Source organism: Elusimicrobiota bacterium (genome assembly GCA_041660185.1).
Taxonomy (GTDB): domain Bacteria; phylum Elusimicrobiota; class Elusimicrobia; order 2-01-FULL-59-12; family 2-01-FULL-59-12; genus JBAZWU01.
The window spans coordinates 276,966-294,761 of sequence record JBAZWU010000001.1 but is presented as its reverse complement, the minus strand read 5'-3'; the positions used below and the strand labels follow the sequence as shown (position 1 = coordinate 294,761).

Here is a 17,796-nt window from a genome sequence, read left to right as displayed (position 1 = left end):
GTGCCCTCACCCCCGACCTGCCTGCCGGCAGGCAGACCCTCTCCCTCAACAGGGAGAGGGGGACGATCCCCGTAGAAAATCTGGCACTCCCTCCCCCTGCAGAGGGGGAGGGCTGGGGTGAGGGTAAAAAAGAGGGAGACCTTTATACCCTTTTTAAATTGACTTCACAGACGGAAATTCTTAGACTAAATGTCAGCGCAATGATTACCGAAACCTCCCCAGCCGTCGCGGACCTTTCCAAGACCATCGATCAACTTCGAGCTGATCAGGAAAACATCCAACGGGAGCTGGACCAGGCCATGGGCATCTGGCGAGCGACCCTGGCCGAAGAAAAGAAAGAGCTCCAGATGCAGCTTGAAAGCAAGCAGCAGAACTGGTCGCAGGAAGAGGACCAGTGGCGGGCACAGCAACAGAATTTTGAACAAAAATTCAAAGAACTCGAAGACCAATTTAAAAATCAACTGACCCAGACCGAACGGAACGCGGTGCAGGCGCTCAACCAACTGGATGACGCCTGGCAGCGGGATAAACTGTTATGGAACAGTGAAACGCAGCGCCGCTTAACCGAATTTGAGAATCAGCAGAACACCTGGACCGCTGAACGCGAACAACTGCAGCGGGAGCTTCAGGGTCTTCGGGATCAACTCGAGCAGGAAAAAGCAATGCACGCGGTGCGGGCCGCCGGGCACGACCAACTGCAAAAGGAATTGGATCAGGAAAAATCAACAGGGGCAACGCTGGCGGCCGAGCGGGAGCAGATCCAAAACGAGAACCACGCGCTGAACGAACAACTGCACCAGGAAAAGACCGCTCGTGCCGCCGAACGTGAACAGCTCCAGAAGGAGCTCGATCAACTTGGCGGACAGCTGGCGCAGGAGCAGACCTCCGCGGCTACGCTGACGACCGAACGGGAACAACTCAAGAAGGAGTTCGGCCAGCTTCACAGACAACTGGCGCAGGAGCAGACCTCCGCGGCCACGCTGATCGCGGAACGGGAACGCCACCAGAAAGAAGTCAATCAACTTCACGAACAAATTTTGCAGGAAAAAACAGCCACCGCCTCCCTCCTCGCGGATCGAGGACGCCAGCAGAAAGAATTTGAAAAACTCCGCGCGCAATGGGCTCTGGAAAAAACGACCATCGCCCCCCTGTTAACCCAGCGCGATCAACAACAAAAAGAAATCGACCAGCTTCGCGGACAACTGGCCCATGAAAAAACCGCGGCGTCAACCCACTCCGCGGATACCGTCAAACGGCATTTTGAGCAGTTGTGGGCACAAGACAAGGCCGTCTGGGTCCACACGCTTCAGCAAACGCAAAGACGGCTCCAGGAACAACAGGCGCAATGGGCAGCGGAAATGGCCCGGCAAAAGATGCAACTGGCGAATCTCCGGCTTCAATTCGCCCAGATCCAAACCACCCCGGCCCCTTCACCCAGCCGGTTGACCTCGAATTCCCTCGAGCAATGCCTGCGATCTCTCGAGAATCAAGTCGCGGTTCTGGATGTTCTCATCAGCGAAGCCTCGGACCAGACCGAATCTCCCTTCGATCCTTCGTATGCCGGTCGCTAGTCCTTTTCTCGACGACCGTCTCGATACGTGGTGCACACAAACCCGTCAAACCCGCCGGGAGTGTGAAGCGAAAACGGACGAATTCCTGTATGCCCGGCAGGATCTTCAGGATGCCCGCACCCGGCTCCAGCAGCAACGACACTCCCGTCTTGAAACCATCGCTTCAACCCAGGCCACGCTCGATTCCCGCTGGTCCGAACGCCTCCGCCGCATCGACGAATGGCGATCGCACATGGACGGCCTGATCGAATCCGGCGAACACGTCAAGCAATTGGGGAAAACGCTGAACTGGTTTGAGCGTGCAGCGCAAACCGCGCTGCCGTTTAACCAACGGCTGTATGACATAGGTATGCGGCTCGAAAGCCGCCGGAATATGCTACATGACGCGCTCAAAACCTGGCAGGAACGGCTGGGGGAACGAACCGCCGCCCTGCGCGCCATCGAAGACAAAACAGCTGAACGGGCCGGCGCCCTTCTCATGTCCCGCGCCCGCAAGCAACCGGAAGAACTGTTCGTCCATCAGGAGACTCTGACCGAGCATCAACTGGAGTCGGAGTTACAAGCCCTGCGCCAAGCCGCCACGCATCTGGTGGGCCGGCTCTACAAAGCCACCATCACCCTTGAAAAAAGGAGCCAGGAATCTCCGGTCCTTTTTGAAATCTTTCGACGACAAATTGAGCAGGACCTTCAAAAAACTTATGACTTTTTATTTTCTCTGCGTCAGCGCATATTGAATGATGTGCTGCTCTTCGAAGGAAACCGCCGTAACTTGAGAGGCATGCGGGAATGCGTGGACCGGATCCAGTGCGTGGAAGATGTGTACCCGGCGGAGCCCTCCCGGTGGCGCCGGTGGATGAAACGGCTGACTACGGCCTGAAGAACTGACTGAAGAAACCGAAACAAAACCCCAGATACGACCCGACCAAAATCGCTGACACTCGTAGTCCCGCATTCACCTTTTGAACGGACACCATGCCAAAAGACACCAGAAAGGCCAGGAAAAGCCCCGCCAGGCTCAGCCCCAGACCCAACCAGGGCGTTTGCGGCGGCACAGCGGCTGACGTGTGATAGAGACTGAGGCTGGTGACGCCCAGCGCAATCACAGCACTGACAACTAATATTTTCCGGATACTGCGGCTGAGAATGAGATTCCGCGCTTCGACAACCCGGACCAGCAGGGAAGCCGTCAAGGCCACGCAGGAAATCAGATCGCCGTCCCGAAACGGGCCTCCCGCGTAAAGATCGCAAAACCAGAAAAGCGCGATCGTCCAGATCAGAACGATTTGAAACGTTAACGCATCCGCCCGGCGATTCTGGAAGGTGGGGATCAACCGGACCCCGGTCACCAGAACAACCAGAAGAACCAGCGGAAGAGAGAAAAGCCACGTGGCAAATCCCAGCGGAGACAGGAGCGCACCGGAAAAAATATATTTGTGCGATCCGGAGGATAAAACCGCTAAAGCCCAGCGCCCAACCTCCTGGTGGATCGCCCCGAAGAAAGGGCCCGGCCAGGGAGCGTGGCCCCGGATCAGCACATCCAAAATTCCCCAGCTCAGGCTATAGAGCCCCGCGCCTCCGCCGACGATCATGAACAGGCACCCCAGCGCCAGCGGTGGCCGCCGATTGAATAAAACCCAGGGGACAAAGGCGACCGGAATCCAGAACACCACGGCACTGCCCAGCCACAAAGCCGCCGCGAACAAGACCGCCAGAAAAGCAGCCCGCATCAGAACAGACCAGTGATCCAGCCAGAACAGGGCGCCGCAAAACACAACCGATAAAAAGGCATCGCGAAGAGCCGCGCTGTCCGGCGTCCAGAGAAGGTAAGAGAAAAAGAGGGGATTGAGCAGAAAACAGGCCACGGAAAGAGCCGCCAGCACGATTTGCGGAGGTGAATCAAACGAACGCCAGCGCCCGCGGTAGATGACGAAAGCGGTCGCGAACGCCAGCGCCAGATTCAGCCGTCCGGGCCCGGGCAGCGGTTTGGCCAGCAGCCATAATCCGCCATAGATCAGCGCCTGACCCCCGAAAATAAGCCCCATCCGAAGAGTGGATCGCATTGTTTGGAAGTATACTACCTTTTATGGATCTGCACTCGATCCCGCACTCACCCGGCGTTTATTTGATGCGCGATCAGACCGGGCGCATTCTCTACGTAGGCAAGGCCCTGGACCTGGCCAAACGGGTGTCTTCTTACTTCACCAGGAATGCCGATCACCCGCCCAAGATTTCCGCGCTGGTGGCGTCGATCCATCATATCGATTACATTCCGACCGCCAGTGAACGCGAAGCCCTGGTCATGGAACAAGGGCTCATCCGCCGCCTCCAGCCGCATTTCAACACGATGTGGCGCGATGACAAGTCCTACCCTTACGTCAAACTCACCTCAAAAGAGGATTTCCCGCGGCTTTTTCTGACACGCCAGCGAACGCGGGACGGTTCCAACTATTTCGGTCCTTACCCGAACACGGGTTCGATCCGCCATCTGCTGCGATACCTCTGGACCCATAAATTTTTTCCGCTGCGCCCCTGCCGCTATGACTTTTCGGAAGCCCACCCGCTCCCCATTGAGAAAGCCAGGGGATGCCTCTACTATCACACCCGGGAGTGCCCGGCGCCGTGCGTGGGACGCATTTCAAAAGACGATTACCGCCGGATCGCTCAGGAGGCGGCGTTCTTTTTCCAGGGGAAATACAAACGCCTGATCGGGACCTGGGAAGAGGAAATGCGGGAAGCCTCTCAAACACAAAACTATGAACGAGCCGCCCAACTGCGGGATAATCTATCCGCCCTGCGGCACATGGACGAACGGGTTACGGTGCGGCAGATCCATCTGGACGACGTGGTGGCCCGGGTGGACCGCTCCCGCGCAGTGACCGAGCTGCAACAGGCGCTTCAACTAAAGCGGCCGCCGCTGCGGCTGGAGTGTTTTGACATCTCGCACAGTCAAGGCGTGGAGACGGTCGCTTCTCTGGTGGTCTTCGAACGGGGCGTCCCAATAAAAAGCGAGTACCGGAAATTCAAAATTAAAACGGTCCGGGGGATCGATGATTTCGCGGGCATGGGCGAAGTTGTCGGCCGCCGCTACCGCCGCCTGCGCGCGGAACAACGTCCCTTGCCTGATTTCATCCTGATCGATGGGGGGAAAGGTCAGCTCTCGGCCGCACGGAACGCTATCCGGTCGGCTCTCCGCAAAGGCCCCCTGCCGGCCATGGCCGCGCTGGCCAAGCGCGAAGAAGAGGTGTTTCTTCCGGATCAGGACATACCGGTCTCTTTACCCAAAGACTCCGCCGCGCTGCTTCTGCTCCAGCGTGTTCGCGACGAGGCCCACCGTTTTGCCGTCACATTCCATCGCCTTCGACGCGCCAAACGCTTCCTGCCCTGATGGGAAACAAAATGTTAACGACGAATTGAAAATCCTTCCGTAAAATCAATAAAAACTGGATTTTCATATTTTTCAAAAGTACAATTTCACTATCCACTTAATGCGGACGCTGTTTACCAGTACAAGACGCATCACCGGAGCAACGATCAATGCCCTTCTGCAAAGAATGCCAAACCCCCGTTCATTCCATTCACGCGCGCGGCCAGAGTGACGGCTCTTTTCTCTGCACCCGCTGCATCGTTTTTCTGATTACGCGGGGACATCCTAGAAATATTTGGGATTATGCCGGTTTTTTTCTGTTCGGCCTGACGGTTTTTGCCTGTCTCCTGGCATTAAAGATCAGCGTTGTGATGACGCTGGCCATCGGATGGATCGGCACGTGGATCGCCATCTTCCTTCGGGACGGAGGGGACAGACTGCGGATGTCATCGCTCGACAGGGCGATGCTGGACATGATCCAGAGCCAGCGGAAATTACGATTGATTCCTGAGGAAACGAAGAAGGAAAAGGAACACCCTGACCTTATTGCCGTTGCCAGCGGATAAGGCGCATGCCGGGCATTTTCACCGGATCATCCGCCGGAGCGGGAATCCCGTCGAGTTGATAGAGGTGCCCCTGCGAATCAAACCGGATGGACGCGCAGGCGGAGCTGAGCCCGGTCAGACGCAGTTTTCCTTTTAAAGCCCCGCCGATATCATAGACCCGGATCTCCCGCTCACCCACCCGCGTGTACACATCGCCTTGTTCCGTGATATACACCACCGTGCCCCTGATATCCGCCAGCCGGCGGCGGGACGTATCGGTGATGCGGTTCACGCGCGGAGCGTCCTCTTTCCCGGCATCCGGCACCACATCCACGAAATAAACCCGGTCGTTCTTGCGGACCTGGTGGTGGTCCTCAGGCGGCAGCGCCATGCGGTCCTTTTTCATCCGGAGGCTTTCCGGATCCAGAAAATACATCTGAACAAGCGCCGGGTTTTTATCGGATGACAGGATGGCGTGCAGCGTATAGTCGTCGCCGACATAAAAGCGGAAACGGTTGAACTGCGAGAAAATACCGGATCGAAGATACTTGCCCCGCGAGTCGTAAACCCCGTAAAAAAGCCCCTGGCGAGGGTCGCTGATCAGAAGCCAGAGATTCTGGCGGTCATCCGGGTGGGCGAAAATCTGCTGCGCGGTTTCGAGGTAGCGAAATTCCATCTCATACCGCCCCTCGGACGAAAAGCGGACGATGCGGTGCTTGTTGGGATCGTAGATGTAGAAATGGCCCGCGCCATCCATCGTGAAATCGCACGGGATGATGAGATTGTCTTTTTCGATCCGCTTACCGAGTTCGGCCCGGCCGCTGCCGAAAGGAACGCGGAACAATTCTTCAGGCGTAAATACAACCTTTTCCGCCCGGGCCATCCCGCACACAAACATCAAGGCGAATAACAAACCGTTCCATTTCATTTGGTGCATGGCCTAAGCATATCATCCGGACCATTTAAAAATCTAAAATGAAATCCCGTGAAACGCGTTTTCTACGTGGATCTGATCCGCTCATACGCCATCCTCATGGTGGTGGTGAGCCATGTTTTCGCGCCGGTCTGCGCCGCGATGATGGATTATCCCCGCTCCGTGTGGTGGGTTTTCAACCTGCTCGATTCATGGATCCGGCCCTGCGTGCCGCTCTTTGTCATGATCAGCGGCAAACTGCTCCTCGGCTCCTCCCGGGAAGACTCCTATCTCCGTTTTGTCTGGAGACGGTATTCGGGGATTCTCCTGCCGTTTTTCACCTGGTCCCTGATCTACGCCTACTACGAATGCCGCATGCGCGGGAGCGACTTTTCCCTGCCCCATGCCATTCTGCAGTTCCTGCAGGGCCCGACCGAGTATCACCTCTGGTTCATGTACATGATCCTGGGGCTTTATCTTGTTGCGCCTTTTCTGCGCCGATGGGTTCAGGCCGCTCTTCCGGGAGAAATTCAGGCGCTGCTGGTTCTCTGGTTTGGTTTTCTGACTCTGCAGTTTCTCTTCCCAGGCTATATCAGTTTTGCTCCCGGGATCACGCTTCTGAATTATGGGGGGTATTTTGTACTCGGTTACTTTCTGGATCAGACCCATTACTTCGAGGGGAAAACCGGCCGGCTGATTCTCCTGTCGTTGGCGATCATCCTTTTTAACGCAGGGGGGACATTTCTTTTGACCCTCTGGAACAGCGGAATACTCGATGAGAAGTTTTACGGCGGCGTCGCGCCGCTCATCGTCCTCTATGCCTCCGCTTCCTTTTTGATCCTGAAAAACATCAACGAAGAGGCGCCCCTCCTGAAAACCCCCGGACTGCGCGGAACCGTCCTCTACATCAGCCAGGACAGTTTTAACCTCTACCTGATCCATGCCTTCTTCATCTGGCTGTTCATCAAAGGACACCTGGGTTTTGTGCTCTCCGAAGACACCGGCCCCTCGCCGCTCATCGGCGTGCCTCTCACCACCACCGCTGTCCTGGCCTGCTCATTAGGCCTATCGTTCATCCTCGGTAAGATTCCGGGGGTTTCACGGCTGTTCGTCACCAATAAATCGTAAATAACGTTGGCGGGCGCACATCGGTGCGCCCCTTTCCGCCGGATTTCATGTTTCAGTTAACACCAGCAGAGTTTCACCACTTGAAGTCACAAATTGTGACTTCAAGTTGGGGCGGTCTACGCCGAGCCCTTCCTTATGCCTTTACGGAACAGGGGATAGCGATGCTTTCGTCCGTATTGCGCAGTCAAAAGGGTATTCAAGTTAATATCGCCATCATGAGGGCTTTTGTGAAATTGCGTCACGCGGTCCTGGCGCATCAAGGGATCGCCCGACGGGTGGAAAAACTCGAAGGAAAAGTCGCCGTGCACGACACCGACATCCGGCTTTTGATCCACGACGTCGAAGACCTTAAGAAAAAACCTCGCCCGCCGGACGAAAAATCACCCCTCGTTCAAGGTTTCAGAGATTAATCCCAATCAAACCCGTTGTCCCGGCAGATCTGTCGTTTTGGCAGATCCGCTGTTCCTCGCTCGTTGGTTTTTGCCCGGTTCACCCCAGCTGAACAAGGGGCATTTTTTAACTGGCAGGGGGGAGGGATTTATAGGACAATTGAGGGCATTCCACAAGACTAGGCACAGCCCCGTTACCGAATATGGGAGCCTGTCACCCGTAAAAAATACTACGAAAGGAAAAGAAATCAGATGGCTCTGACGAAATGCAAAGAATGTCAGTCCGAAGTATCAACAGAAGCCAAGCAGTGTCCTAAATGCGGCGCCCCTACCAAGAAGCGAATCGGATGCCTTCCTATGATCGGCCTCGTTTTTCTAGCGTTCTTTTGTCTAGCCGTTCTCTCATCCATCCTTTCCAAAACTTCAAGACAAGGGTTCGTGGCTCCGAGTAGTCCCGCTCCAAAGCTAGTGATTCAAAAGGGGCTTTCATGGACTGTGGACGGTAACTACACCTACGTCCGGGGCAGCGTGAAGAATACGGGGGATGCTCCTGCACGTTACTTCAAAGTCACCGTCGAATACAAGAACGGGAAGGGCGAGGTCGTTGATACTGACTACACAAACTCGACAGAAACAGTCATGCCGAACGCGGCTAAGAAATTTGAAGTCATGCATCGTAATGCACCAGAATTCAAGACAGTCTCCACTTTTGTCGATGAGGTTCACTAGCAGGGGGAAGGTGCCTTCTCTGAAAGAAATCAAGTCCCCGGCCAGCGATAGGTTGGGCTGAAATGGGGATTAGTCTTCTCTGTCGTCTTGACGACGCTGCTTCCTTTCTTCCTTTTGCTGGAGTAGGGAACGTAGTTACTTTGTTGCCCTGATGGTCGACACTGAAAGCAAAAAGGCAAGTACGTCTACTGAATCTCCACGTTGGGACAATCGACATTATGACTCCTTATAATTTCGAATCACTTTCGCCCTATGACTTTGAAATCCTCATAAGAGACCTTCTTCAGGCAGAGCGACGGATTACTTTTGAGAGTTTTAGGACGGGGCGCGATGGCGGAATCGATTTTCGTTATGCGCCAAACACGAAACATCGCGTTATTGTCCAAGCAAAGCATTTCGCATCCTCCGGGTGGGCATCACTGCGATCCCATCTTAAACGGGAAGAATTGCCAAAAATTCACAGGCTTAAGCCTAAGCGATATCTCCTAACAACCTCTGTGCCACTTTCTCGAGCGCAGAAAGATCAACTACATACCTTGCTTGCTGGATTTTGCCGGTCTACCGCTGACATTTACGGTCGAGAAGATCTCAATAACTTAATCCGGAAATTCCCGGAAATTGAACGTCGTAACTTCAAGTTGTGGCTAACGAGCTCGACCGTTCTTGAACGCATACTGCATGCGAAAGTATTCAATCAATCGGTATTGGCACTCGAGGGAATTCGGCGAAAAGTCAGATATTACGTTCAGAATCGAAGCTTTTTTGATGCCAAGTCCCTCCTAAAGAACCGCCATTGCTGTATCATCGCCGGGATTCCGGGCATCGGAAAGACTACACTCGCAGAGATCCTGTTAGTCGACCACGTAACACGAGGCTATGAGGTTTATAAGATTGGTGAAAGTCTCGGTGATGCGCTCGAGGTGTATCGTCCGACCCGGAAGCAACTGTTTTTCTATGACGATTTCCTAGGACAGGTAGCCATAAAAAATAAACTTGTCAAAAATGAAGATCAAACTCTTGTCGACTTCATGGGCGTCGTCTCTCGATCCAGTCGGACGCGGTTCATCTTAACAACTCGTGAATTTATTCTTCATCAGGCACAGAACATATACGAGAAGCTCTCTGATAATACTTTCAGCGTAAATCGTTATGTACTTAACCTCTCTGCCTATACTCGATTTGATCGAGCCAAAATTCTCTTTAACCATATTCATTTCTCAGAATTGCCGGCAACGTATAAGGCAGCCCTGCTGGAAGATAAGAACTACATGGCTATCATTGACCACGAGAATTTTAGTCCTCGGATTATCGATTGGATGACGGATCATGCGCGGCTTATGTGTTTGTCGCCCGGTTCCTATTTTTCTCAATTTCTTCAAAACCTTGACAACCCCGAAGCGCTATGGGCTCATGCGTTTCGACACCAGCTCTCGAATGAGGCACGTGACCTGCTACTACTCATGGGCAGTATGCCACATGAAGTATTAACAGACGATCTACATAAGGCGTTTTTAGACTTTCATCAACGCAGGGCAGAACGATACCGATTTGTCTGCTCCCCGCAAGATTTCCGACGTGCGCTTAAAGAATTAGAGGGGAATTTTATTCAAATTGCACTTTTCAAAGATTGCCATCAGGTAAGTTTTCACAATCCTTCTGTTCGTGATTTCATAGTCACCTATTTAAAAACAGACCGGGACGAAATCTTGGAACTCGCTGAGGCCGCCGTGTTCTTTGAACAACTAACCATTCTATGGGCAGTCACCTTACCTGCACATGAACGCGAGAAAAGCGAGTTCACAAAGTCAGCAGTACGTTGTTTTGAATCGGAAAATCTCGAACTACATAATTTCTGGTATGGACCAAAGGATATGCGACGCGAGAAAATGAACATTGGCTTTGAAAACCGATTTAGAAGCCTATTGATGATGGCTGGAGATTGCTCTGTCAAGGAGGAATGTCTTCCAGAAATTCACAGACTTTTTGAAATTGTTAAAAAGCGGATTTGTAAACGTGGGGGCAGAAAATCAGAGATTATTGACCTGCTTGCGCAGGAGCAATTTATGAAACCCATATATCGAGATATATACGACGAGGCACTGGACTTGGCGAAAAACTATTTTTTGAATTCCCTCGATAGCGTTGAAGACTATGAAAAACTGCTCAAACTCGCAGAAAAAGTGCCCGAGCTATTATCGAAACTAGAATTAGATGAATCTAAGACCACTTTTATAGGCATGTATGAAGAGGACATCGAATCAGTACTAAACGATGAGGATGCCAAAGGATGGGCTGGAAACTATGCGAGTTCGTTGAAGTATGTGGCCCATCATTTTAATATTGACGTTAAGGAAGATATTGAAAAGCTCGAGGAACATTCGCAAGGCGCCTGGGAGCCGGATGATGATCAACAAATGCCTTCTGTCCAACACGATGGCACATCCCTATCAGACATTCATGCGATGTTCGATTCATTAGGGAAAGGTGCTTGACCTGACGGAGCAAATGGAGAAAATATAAATGAGCCTAATCACTTGTATCGATTGTGGTCGCCAGGTTTCAGATGAGTCTGCCTCCTGTGTCGGATGTGGACGACCCATTAAACGAACTGTCGAGTCGAGTTCAGTTGGAAAGCACGACATTATCTGTCCTCACTGCGGTTCATCCGCCGTTGGCAAAGTGCGTGGCCTACAAGGTCTTGATGAAGTTCTAGTAGCTGCGATTCTCGTTCTTGCCTTTGTGGTTCCCGGGGTCATTTACTATATCTATATGGAATCAGTGCCATACTGCTCGGGCTGTGGGCGCAGAGTATGGAAATAGGGTCAGGGGTCTGACACTTTCCGAGAAGCCAGGGGCTCAAAAGGGACACCCCGTTGCCTTGAGAAAAGGGGTCTGACACTTTCCGCGAAACCAGGGGATCAAAAGGGACAGAGCAATATTCAGGCAAGGATGGTCGCCAGGCAACGGAGCAAATGGAGAAAATCTAAATGAGCCTAATCACTTGTATCGATTGTGGTCGCCAGGTTTCAGATGTAGGGTCAGGGGTCTGACACTTTCCGGGAAGCCAGGGGCTCAACAGGGACACCCCGTTGTCTTAACATATCGTTTCCTTGCTCCCCAGGGAACCCTACTTACACTTACAGGAATGAGTGAAAATCCGGATCCACAAAGATGGCAGGAAGAGAACCGTCTCCTCAAACAACGCATTGCCGAACTGGAGCAATCCGCCTCCATTCTGTCCGAAATACCTGAAATTATCATGCGCGTTGATGCGAACAAGGTCTACACATGGGCCAATCGGGCCGGACTGGAATTTTTTGGGGATGAGGTGGTCGGCCGGGAGGCGAAGGAGTATTTTGCGGGCGATCAGGAAACGTACACCATCACACAGCCCCTGTTCGACGGCAAAACCAACCTGCTTTATGTGGAAAGCCGGCAGCGTCGAAAGGACGGCAACATCCGGCTATTGGGTTGGTGGTGCCGGCCGCTAGTCAACAAACAGGGGCAGGTTGTTGGCGCATTATCTACCGCACAAGACATCACCGCGTTCCGGTCGGCGGAAGAGGACCTGCGCCGTTCGCAACAAGTGCTGGGAACGATTATTGATGCCATTCCGGTCCGCGTCTTCTGGAAGGACCGAGACCTCAAGTATCTCGGATGCAACACGGCCTTTGCCCGCGACGCCGGGTTTGCCCATGCCGAAGACCTCATCGACAAAGACGACTATCAGATGGGTTGGCGCGAGCAGGCGGATTTGTATCGCGCCGACGACCGGCAGGTGATCGACAGCGGCCACTCAAAACTCTTGATAGAAGAAACCCAGACAACGCCGGACGGAAAATCCATCACGCTATTAACCAATAAAATTCCACTCTACGGACCCTCCGGAGAGATCTCCGGAGTTCTCGGAACCTACATGGACATCACCGATCGTCAACGGGTGCTCAAAGCTCTCGATCGCGAACGGAATTTCAACACCGCCTTGCTCGAAAATATGGAAGCCGGCGTCGTTGCTTGCGATGAGCATGGCAAACTGATCCTGTTTAACCGTGTGGCTCGCGAGTGGCATGGGATGGATGCACTCGCCATCGATCCGTCGGAATGGGCGGGACACTATAACCTTTTTATGGCCGACGGTGTCACCCCGATGGATGTGAACACAATTCCGCTGGCCCGGGCCTTTAACGGCGAACGGGTTCGCGATGCCACCATGGTATTGGCCGCCAAAGGCAAACCCAAACGCCACATTCTCGCGCAGGCCGCACCGATTGCCGGCGAGAAGGGCCAGGTCCTGGGCGCCGTGGCCATCATGTACGACATTACCCAGCGCAAACGTATGGAGGAGGCCGTCCGGCTATCCGAAAAGATGTCGGCCGTTGGACAGCTCGCGGCCGGAATCTCACACGAGATTAACAATCCACTGGGAGTCATCATCGGTTACGTGGAGGCGCTCGCCCAACGGATCACGCCAGGCCACCCGTTTGAATCCCCGGTGGGAGCCATCAAACGCGAGGCGCTTCGTTGCAAACATCTCGTGCAAAGCCTGCTGACATTTTCCAGATCGATGGATCAGGAGAAGGAGTCGGTTGAGATCAGCGAAGCCATTCAGGGAGCGCTGGCACTGGTTGAACCGCAAGCCCGGGTCCGCCAGATTCGCATCGAAACCCATCTGCATTCCTCGCTCCCGCGAATCACGGCTAACAAAAATCAGCTTCAGCAGATCATTATCAATTTGGCCAATAATGCGATTGATGCGATGTCTCCCGGCGGCTGTCTGCGGATCGTGACGGAGTTGTGCGCGTCCCGCGGTGACGGCCGGTCCGTCTGCCTCAAGGTGATCGATAACGGCAGCGGCATCCCCTCAGATATACGCTCCCGCATTTTCGAGCCGTTCTTTACGACAAAACCGGTCGGCCAAGGGACAGGACTGGGCTTAAGCCTGGTGTTTGAGTTGGTCCAGAAACAGGGCGCTCAGATTGACGTCCAGAGTAGTCCCGGCCATACCGAATTTGGCTTATACTTTCCGGCTGATACAGAAAAAGGGGTCTGACACTTTCCAATCTCCTGTAGGGGTGGGCTTCATTGTAGGGGCGGGTTTGAAACCCGCCCCTACAACGACAACAACCTGTTGCCCATCGATCAGAAAATATGCCTTAATGACTTTATCAGGCAATTCGTTTTCCTCCCACCACCGAAAGGAGATCCACCATGCTAAAAGAATTTAAAGCCTTCGTCATGCGGGGCAACGTCATTGATATGGCGGTTGGTATCATCATTGGCGCGGCCTTCGGGAAAATTGTCACCTCTCTGGTCAATGACGTCCTGATGCCTCCGATCGGCATGCTCATCGGGGGAATTGATTTCACCGATTTGGCGATTACCCTTAAAACCGGCATTGGAACAATGAAGCCGGTGACTATTCACTATGGTTTATTTATTAATACGGTTATTGATTTTGTAATTGTCGCTTTTTGTATCTTCCTCATTATCAAAGCGATGACCGCTCTGAAAAAACAGCCAGCCGCGCCGGCGCCGACCGAGAAACAGTGCCCACAATGCCTGATGCTGATCCCGCTCCAGGCCAAACGCTGCGGCCACTGCACATCGACAATTGCCTGACGTCAACACCTTCCTTCCGGGTCTTTTTGCGCATATCTGCCGGATCATCTAGAATACCTTCATGATCCGACGGATTTTTGTTTGTACTCTGGCCGTCCTCGCACTCACCGGCGCTTATGCCTCGGACACCCCGACGCTGGAACAGCGCGTCATCGAGCACACCTTTTCCAACGGCATCAAGCTGCTGGTCCTCGAACGGCATTTCTCTCCGACGGTTTCCATCCGGATGATGTTCCGTACCGGCTCCGTGGATGAAGTCTCCGGGAAAACCGGGTTGGCCCATATGTTCGAACACATGATGTTTAAGGGCACGAAAACCCTGGGGACCCGGGATTATGCGAAAGAACTCCCGCTTCTGAAACAAATTGATGGCCTCCATCAACAGCTCGATCAGGAGAAAAGCAAGGGAGCCCTGACGGATCCCAACCGCGTCTCCACTCTTCTGGAAAAGGTCCGCGCGGTTGAAGCGCAGGCCGCGCCGCTCGTTGTCGAAAACGAGCTTTGGAACCTCTATGAGCGGGAAGGCGCCTCCGAACTGAACGCCGGCACCTCGCGTGATTTCACGCAATACGTCGTTGACCTTCCGTCTAACAAGCTCGAGCTCTGGGCGATTCTGGACTCCGACCGCGTCCGCAACCCCGTTTTTCGCCAGTTTTATCAGGAGCGCGATGTGGTCCAGGAGGAACGGCGCATGCGGGTGGAGACGGCTCCGGAAGGCAAGCTTTATGAAGAATTTCTGTCCACCGCGTATACGGCGCACCCTTACCGTCATCCCACGATCGGATGGGACTCTGATATCAGCCACTTGACGGTCGCGGACCTGGAAGACTTCTATCGCCGGTATTACACCCCCGATCACCTGACGATCGCGGTCGTCGGCGATGTGACGGCGGATCAGGTGATTCGTCTCGTGGACCGCTATTTCGGATCGTGGCGCGTGCCGCCTGCCCCGGCTTCGAACATCACCCAGGAACCGCCGCAGACGGGCTTAAAGGAATTTAAAATCCGTTTTGACGCGCAGCCTCACCTGCTGATGGGGTTCCACATCCCGGGAACCTCTGAACCCGAGCGCGTCACTTATTACGCCATCGCCCAGCTGCTCGGCAGCGGCACCTCCTCGCGGTTTTACAAGATCCTGGTTGAAAAAAAGAAACTGGCCTCCGCCGTCGATGTTTCCGAAGATGACCCCGGCGAACGCTATGACCCGCTCCTGACGATCGCCGCGGCCCCGCGCCATCCGCATACCGCGCAGGACGTGGTTGAAGCGATCTGGAAAGAACTCGACCGGCTTAAAAACGAGCCGGTGCAGGAGTGGGAACTCGAAAAACTCCGCGCCGGAGTGGACGTGATGCTGCTCAACGCGCTGCAGACCAACGACGGGATGGCGGGCACGTTGGTGTATGACCAAACTATTTTTGGCGACTGGCGCACGCTGCTTCGTTTTCAGAAGCTGATCCACGGGCTGACCCCGCAGGCGATTCAGGCGGCGGCAAAAAAGTCGCTGACCCGGGAAAATGAAACCCTGGGGATTCTGGAGTCGGTGAAAAAACAATGCGACACTTCTCGTCATCCCCGACGGTCACTGGCCGGGGATCCATCATGTCGTTAAAATCGTGGATTCCCCGCACCGTCCTCCCGTCGAATCGGATAGTCAGTGCGGCCCCGTCGATAAACACGTCTATTGGTGGTCGGGGCCGCCTGCACCCGCGGGGAATGACGGTGGGAGGGATGTTTATTTTCTCCTGCCTGCTATCAATTACATTTTCGCAAGCCACCCCGCCGCCACTTCCGGTGTTCCCACCGCTGGAATTTCACCCACCCAAACCAGAACGTTTTGTTCTGGAAAACGGACTGGTCGTTTTCCTGCTCGAAGACCATGAACTTCCACTGATTAAACTTCATGCGGTCTTCCGGACCGGTTCGCAGCATGAGCCCGCCGACAAGGTGGGACTCGGCGCCATCTTCGGAGAAGCCATGACCCATGGGGGAACGCTTTCGCGCAAACCCGAAGACATCGAGAAAACGCTGGATCAGAAGGCCGCCTCCGTCGGCTTCGGGATCGGTCTGGAGCAGGGCTCGGCTTCCATGCAATGTCGCGCCGGGGATTTTGATGAGATCTTCAGCATTTTTGTTGATCTCACGCTCCATCCGCTTTTCCGGAAAGACTTTATGGAATTGGCCAAGGCCACACAACTCGAAGCGCTCCGCCGCATCAACGATGCCCCCGGTGAAGTCTCGCGGCGGGAATTCCGGCGCATTCTGTACGGTGCGAATCATCCTTATGCGCGCCTTCCCGCTCCGGAGACCATCAAGAAAATCGGCCGCTCCGATCTGATCGCCTGGCACCAGCGCTTTTTCCATCCCAATACAACGATCCTCGCCATTTCGGGCGATTTTCAGAGTTCGGCCATGAAAGAGAAGCTTCAGAAAACCTTCGGGGACTGGCCAAAGGCGGAGGTCTCTCTCCCGACCGTACCAGAGGTTCCGGCGACTCGTGGAAAGCAACTCTTCTACATCAATCGACCGATCAGTCAAAGCCAGATCCGCATCGGTTCGCTGGGACTGGCGCGACACAACCCGGACCATTTCGCTTGGGAAGTCTTCAACGAGCTCTGGGGGGGAAGCGCCACGTCCCGGCTTTTCCGGACCGTTCGGACCCAGATGGGACTGGCGTACTCTGTCGGCAGCGGCTATTCCGAACCGGCGCTGCCCGGTCTGATTGTCGCAGTCTCGCAGACGCGCAACGCGGAAACCATCAAAGCGGTCCAGGCGATTCTCCAGATCAGCAAAGAGTGCCGCGCCGCGCCCTTCACCCCCGGAGACATCCAGGACGCGAAAGAAGCCATTCAAAACCGCTTTATCGAAAACTACACCTCCAGCGAACAGATCGTCTCGGAAGTGATGGGGTTTGAGTATTTTGGTTATCCGGCGGATTATCTGGACACCTATCCCGGGCGCATCGCGGCCGTGACAGCGGCGGACCTGGCGCGCGTCGGAGAAAAATACCTGCGTCCCGAGGACAGCACGATCCTGATCATGGGGGACCTGAGCCTTTTCAACAAACCCCTGTCCACGCTGGGAAAACCCCAGGAAGTCAAACCGCTGGACTACTCGCAAGGTGAACCATGAAAAACTATTCTCCTTTTTATCAGAAGGTCTGGAAGGCGTGCTCCAAAATTCCGCGCGGTCAAACCCGGACCTACGGGCAACTCGCCAAAGCCATCGGGCACCCCGGCGCGGCCCGGGCCGTGGGCCAGGCGCTGGCCGCCAACCCCTTCGCCCCCCGCGTCCCCTGTCACCGCGTGGTCTGCACCGACGGTTCCCTCGGAGGATATTCCGCCCCGGGCGGTGTTCACAAAAAGCGCCTCCTCTTGCGGCGCGAGTGGAGCTCCTTGGGCAAGCGCGGGGTTCCACTTTCGTCGCCCTTCGACTCGCTGCGCTCGCTCAGGACGACCCCTCGACCCGGGGCGAAATCCCGAGCGAGGCACCTCGGGCAAGACCGGGGCCCGAGTCGAGGGGTCGCTTGACAAGAAAACAT

15 protein-coding genes and 1 pseudogene are annotated in these 17,796 nt (G+C 54.5%); 14 read left to right on the top strand and 2 right to left on the bottom strand.

The annotated features are described in order from the left end of the window. Positions 1 to 200: 200 nt before the first annotated feature. A complete protein-coding gene (locus WC859_01415) occupies positions 201 to 1,571 on the top strand; it encodes a hypothetical protein (protein ID MFA5974809.1) in 1,371 nt (456 codons plus the stop codon). Then, a complete protein-coding gene (locus WC859_01410; GenBank protein MFA5974808.1) occupies positions 1,558 to 2,448 on the top strand; it encodes a hypothetical protein in 891 nt (296 codons plus the stop codon). The genes WC859_01415 and WC859_01410 overlap by 14 nt, the downstream gene beginning before the upstream one ends. On the opposite strand, the gene WC859_01405 is transcribed toward WC859_01410, so the two are convergent. Then, positions 2,438 to 3,631: a hypothetical protein gene (locus tag WC859_01405; protein ID MFA5974807.1), complete on the bottom strand. Its 1,194-nt coding sequence runs from the start codon at positions 3,629 to 3,631 to the stop codon at positions 2,438 to 2,440. The two genes, WC859_01410 and WC859_01405, sit on opposite strands and share 11 nt — an antisense overlap. Before the next feature lie 23 nt (positions 3,632 to 3,654). Between WC859_01405 and WC859_01400 the strand changes: the two genes are divergently transcribed. Together WC859_01400 and WC859_01395 are read left to right on the top strand one after the other, a co-directional pair. Further along, positions 3,655 to 4,956, top strand: coding sequence for an excinuclease ABC subunit UvrC (locus WC859_01400; protein ID MFA5974806.1), 1,302 nt, complete (start codon positions 3,655 to 3,657; stop codon positions 4,954 to 4,956). Positions 4,957 to 5,105: 149 nt separating this feature from the next. Next, on the top strand, positions 5,106 to 5,501 hold the full coding sequence (locus WC859_01395; GenBank protein ID MFA5974805.1) for a hypothetical protein: 396 nt from the start codon (positions 5,106 to 5,108) through the stop codon (positions 5,499 to 5,501). Here the strand turns inward: WC859_01395 and WC859_01390 are convergent. Further along, complete coding sequence (locus WC859_01390; protein MFA5974804.1) at positions 5,479 to 6,417, bottom strand: hypothetical protein; 939 nt, start codon at positions 6,415 to 6,417, stop codon at positions 5,479 to 5,481. The two genes, WC859_01395 and WC859_01390, sit on opposite strands and share 23 nt — an antisense overlap. A 48-nt stretch (positions 6,418 to 6,465) precedes the next feature. Here WC859_01390 and WC859_01385 point away from each other — a divergent pair, with 48 nt between their 5' ends. From WC859_01385 to WC859_01340, 10 genes and pseudogenes are all read left to right on the top strand, one after another. Next, positions 6,466 to 7,521 carry an acyltransferase family protein gene (locus WC859_01385; protein MFA5974803.1) on the top strand — a complete coding sequence of 352 codons (1,056 nt, stop codon included), beginning with the start codon at positions 6,466 to 6,468 and terminating at the stop codon, positions 7,519 to 7,521. A 23-nt stretch (positions 7,522 to 7,544) separates the two neighbouring features. Then, positions 7,545 to 7,931, top strand: a complete 387-nt coding sequence (locus tag WC859_01380) for an ORF6N domain-containing protein (GenBank protein MFA5974802.1) — start codon at positions 7,545 to 7,547, stop codon at positions 7,929 to 7,931. 231 nt (positions 7,932 to 8,162) lie between these two features. Beyond that, positions 8,163 to 8,234 (top strand): annotated as a pseudogene (locus WC859_01375) (zinc-ribbon domain-containing protein). A 33-nt stretch (positions 8,235 to 8,267) separates the two neighbouring features. Then, entirely contained in the window at positions 8,268 to 8,639 is a 372-nt protein-coding gene (locus tag WC859_01370; GenBank protein ID MFA5974801.1) for an FxLYD domain-containing protein, read from the top strand. A gap of 218 nt (positions 8,640 to 8,857) precedes the next feature. After that, positions 8,858 to 11,131 carry a restriction endonuclease gene (locus WC859_01365; GenBank protein MFA5974800.1) on the top strand — a complete coding sequence of 758 codons (2,274 nt, stop codon included), beginning with the start codon at positions 8,858 to 8,860 and terminating at the stop codon, positions 11,129 to 11,131. A 653-nt stretch (positions 11,132 to 11,784) separates the two neighbouring features. Continuing rightward, positions 11,785 to 13,689, top strand: a complete 1,905-nt coding sequence (locus tag WC859_01360; protein MFA5974799.1) for a PAS domain-containing protein — start codon at positions 11,785 to 11,787, stop codon at positions 13,687 to 13,689. A gap of 158 nt (positions 13,690 to 13,847) precedes the next feature. After that, a complete protein-coding gene (mscL, locus tag WC859_01355) occupies positions 13,848 to 14,258 on the top strand; it encodes a large-conductance mechanosensitive channel protein MscL (GenBank protein ID MFA5974798.1) in 411 nt (136 codons plus the stop codon). A 61-nt stretch (positions 14,259 to 14,319) separates the two neighbouring features. After that, positions 14,320 to 15,867 (top strand): pitrilysin family protein, encoded by a 1,548-nt coding sequence (locus WC859_01350; GenBank protein MFA5974797.1) that lies wholly within the window; start codon positions 14,320 to 14,322, stop codon positions 15,865 to 15,867. 119 nt (positions 15,868 to 15,986) lie between these two features. Continuing rightward, the gene (locus WC859_01345; GenBank protein MFA5974796.1) at positions 15,987 to 17,387 is read left to right on the top strand and encodes a pitrilysin family protein; all 1,401 of its coding nucleotides are present in this window, start codon (positions 15,987 to 15,989) and stop codon (positions 17,385 to 17,387) included. Next, positions 17,384 to 17,785 carry an MGMT family protein gene (locus tag WC859_01340; GenBank protein MFA5974795.1) on the top strand — a complete coding sequence of 134 codons (402 nt, stop codon included), beginning with the start codon at positions 17,384 to 17,386 and terminating at the stop codon, positions 17,783 to 17,785. The genes WC859_01345 and WC859_01340 overlap by 4 nt, the downstream gene beginning before the upstream one ends. Positions 17,786 to 17,796: the final 11 nt, after the last annotated feature.

Bases quoted from the DNA above. Each gene is read 5' to 3' on its own strand.
- WC859_01405 (MFA5974807.1), bottom strand. From the start codon at position 3,631: ATGCGATCCACTCTTCGGATGGGGCTTATTTTCGGGGGTCAGGCGCTG.
- WC859_01415 (MFA5974809.1), top strand. From the start codon at position 201: ATGATTACCGAAACCTCCCCAGCCGTCGCGGACCTTTCCAAGACCATC.
- WC859_01395 (MFA5974805.1), top strand. From the start codon at position 5,106: ATGCCCTTCTGCAAAGAATGCCAAACCCCCGTTCATTCCATTCACGCG.
- WC859_01340 (MFA5974795.1), top strand. From the start codon at position 17,384: ATGAAAAACTATTCTCCTTTTTATCAGAAGGTCTGGAAGGCGTGCTCC.
- mscL (MFA5974798.1), top strand. From the start codon at position 13,848: ATGCTAAAAGAATTTAAAGCCTTCGTCATGCGGGGCAACGTCATTGAT.
- WC859_01390 (MFA5974804.1), bottom strand. From the start codon at position 6,417: ATGCACCAAATGAAATGGAACGGTTTGTTATTCGCCTTGATGTTTGTG.
- WC859_01360 (MFA5974799.1), top strand. From the start codon at position 11,785: ATGAGTGAAAATCCGGATCCACAAAGATGGCAGGAAGAGAACCGTCTC.
- WC859_01410 (MFA5974808.1), top strand. From the start codon at position 1,558: ATGCCGGTCGCTAGTCCTTTTCTCGACGACCGTCTCGATACGTGGTGC.
- WC859_01345 (MFA5974796.1), top strand. From the start codon at position 15,987: ATGTTTATTTTCTCCTGCCTGCTATCAATTACATTTTCGCAAGCCACC.
- WC859_01370 (MFA5974801.1), top strand. From the start codon at position 8,268: ATGATCGGCCTCGTTTTTCTAGCGTTCTTTTGTCTAGCCGTTCTCTCA.
- WC859_01400 (MFA5974806.1), top strand. From the start codon at position 3,655: ATGGATCTGCACTCGATCCCGCACTCACCCGGCGTTTATTTGATGCGC.
- WC859_01350 (MFA5974797.1), top strand. From the start codon at position 14,320: ATGATCCGACGGATTTTTGTTTGTACTCTGGCCGTCCTCGCACTCACC.
- WC859_01365 (MFA5974800.1), top strand. From the start codon at position 8,858: ATGACTCCTTATAATTTCGAATCACTTTCGCCCTATGACTTTGAAATC.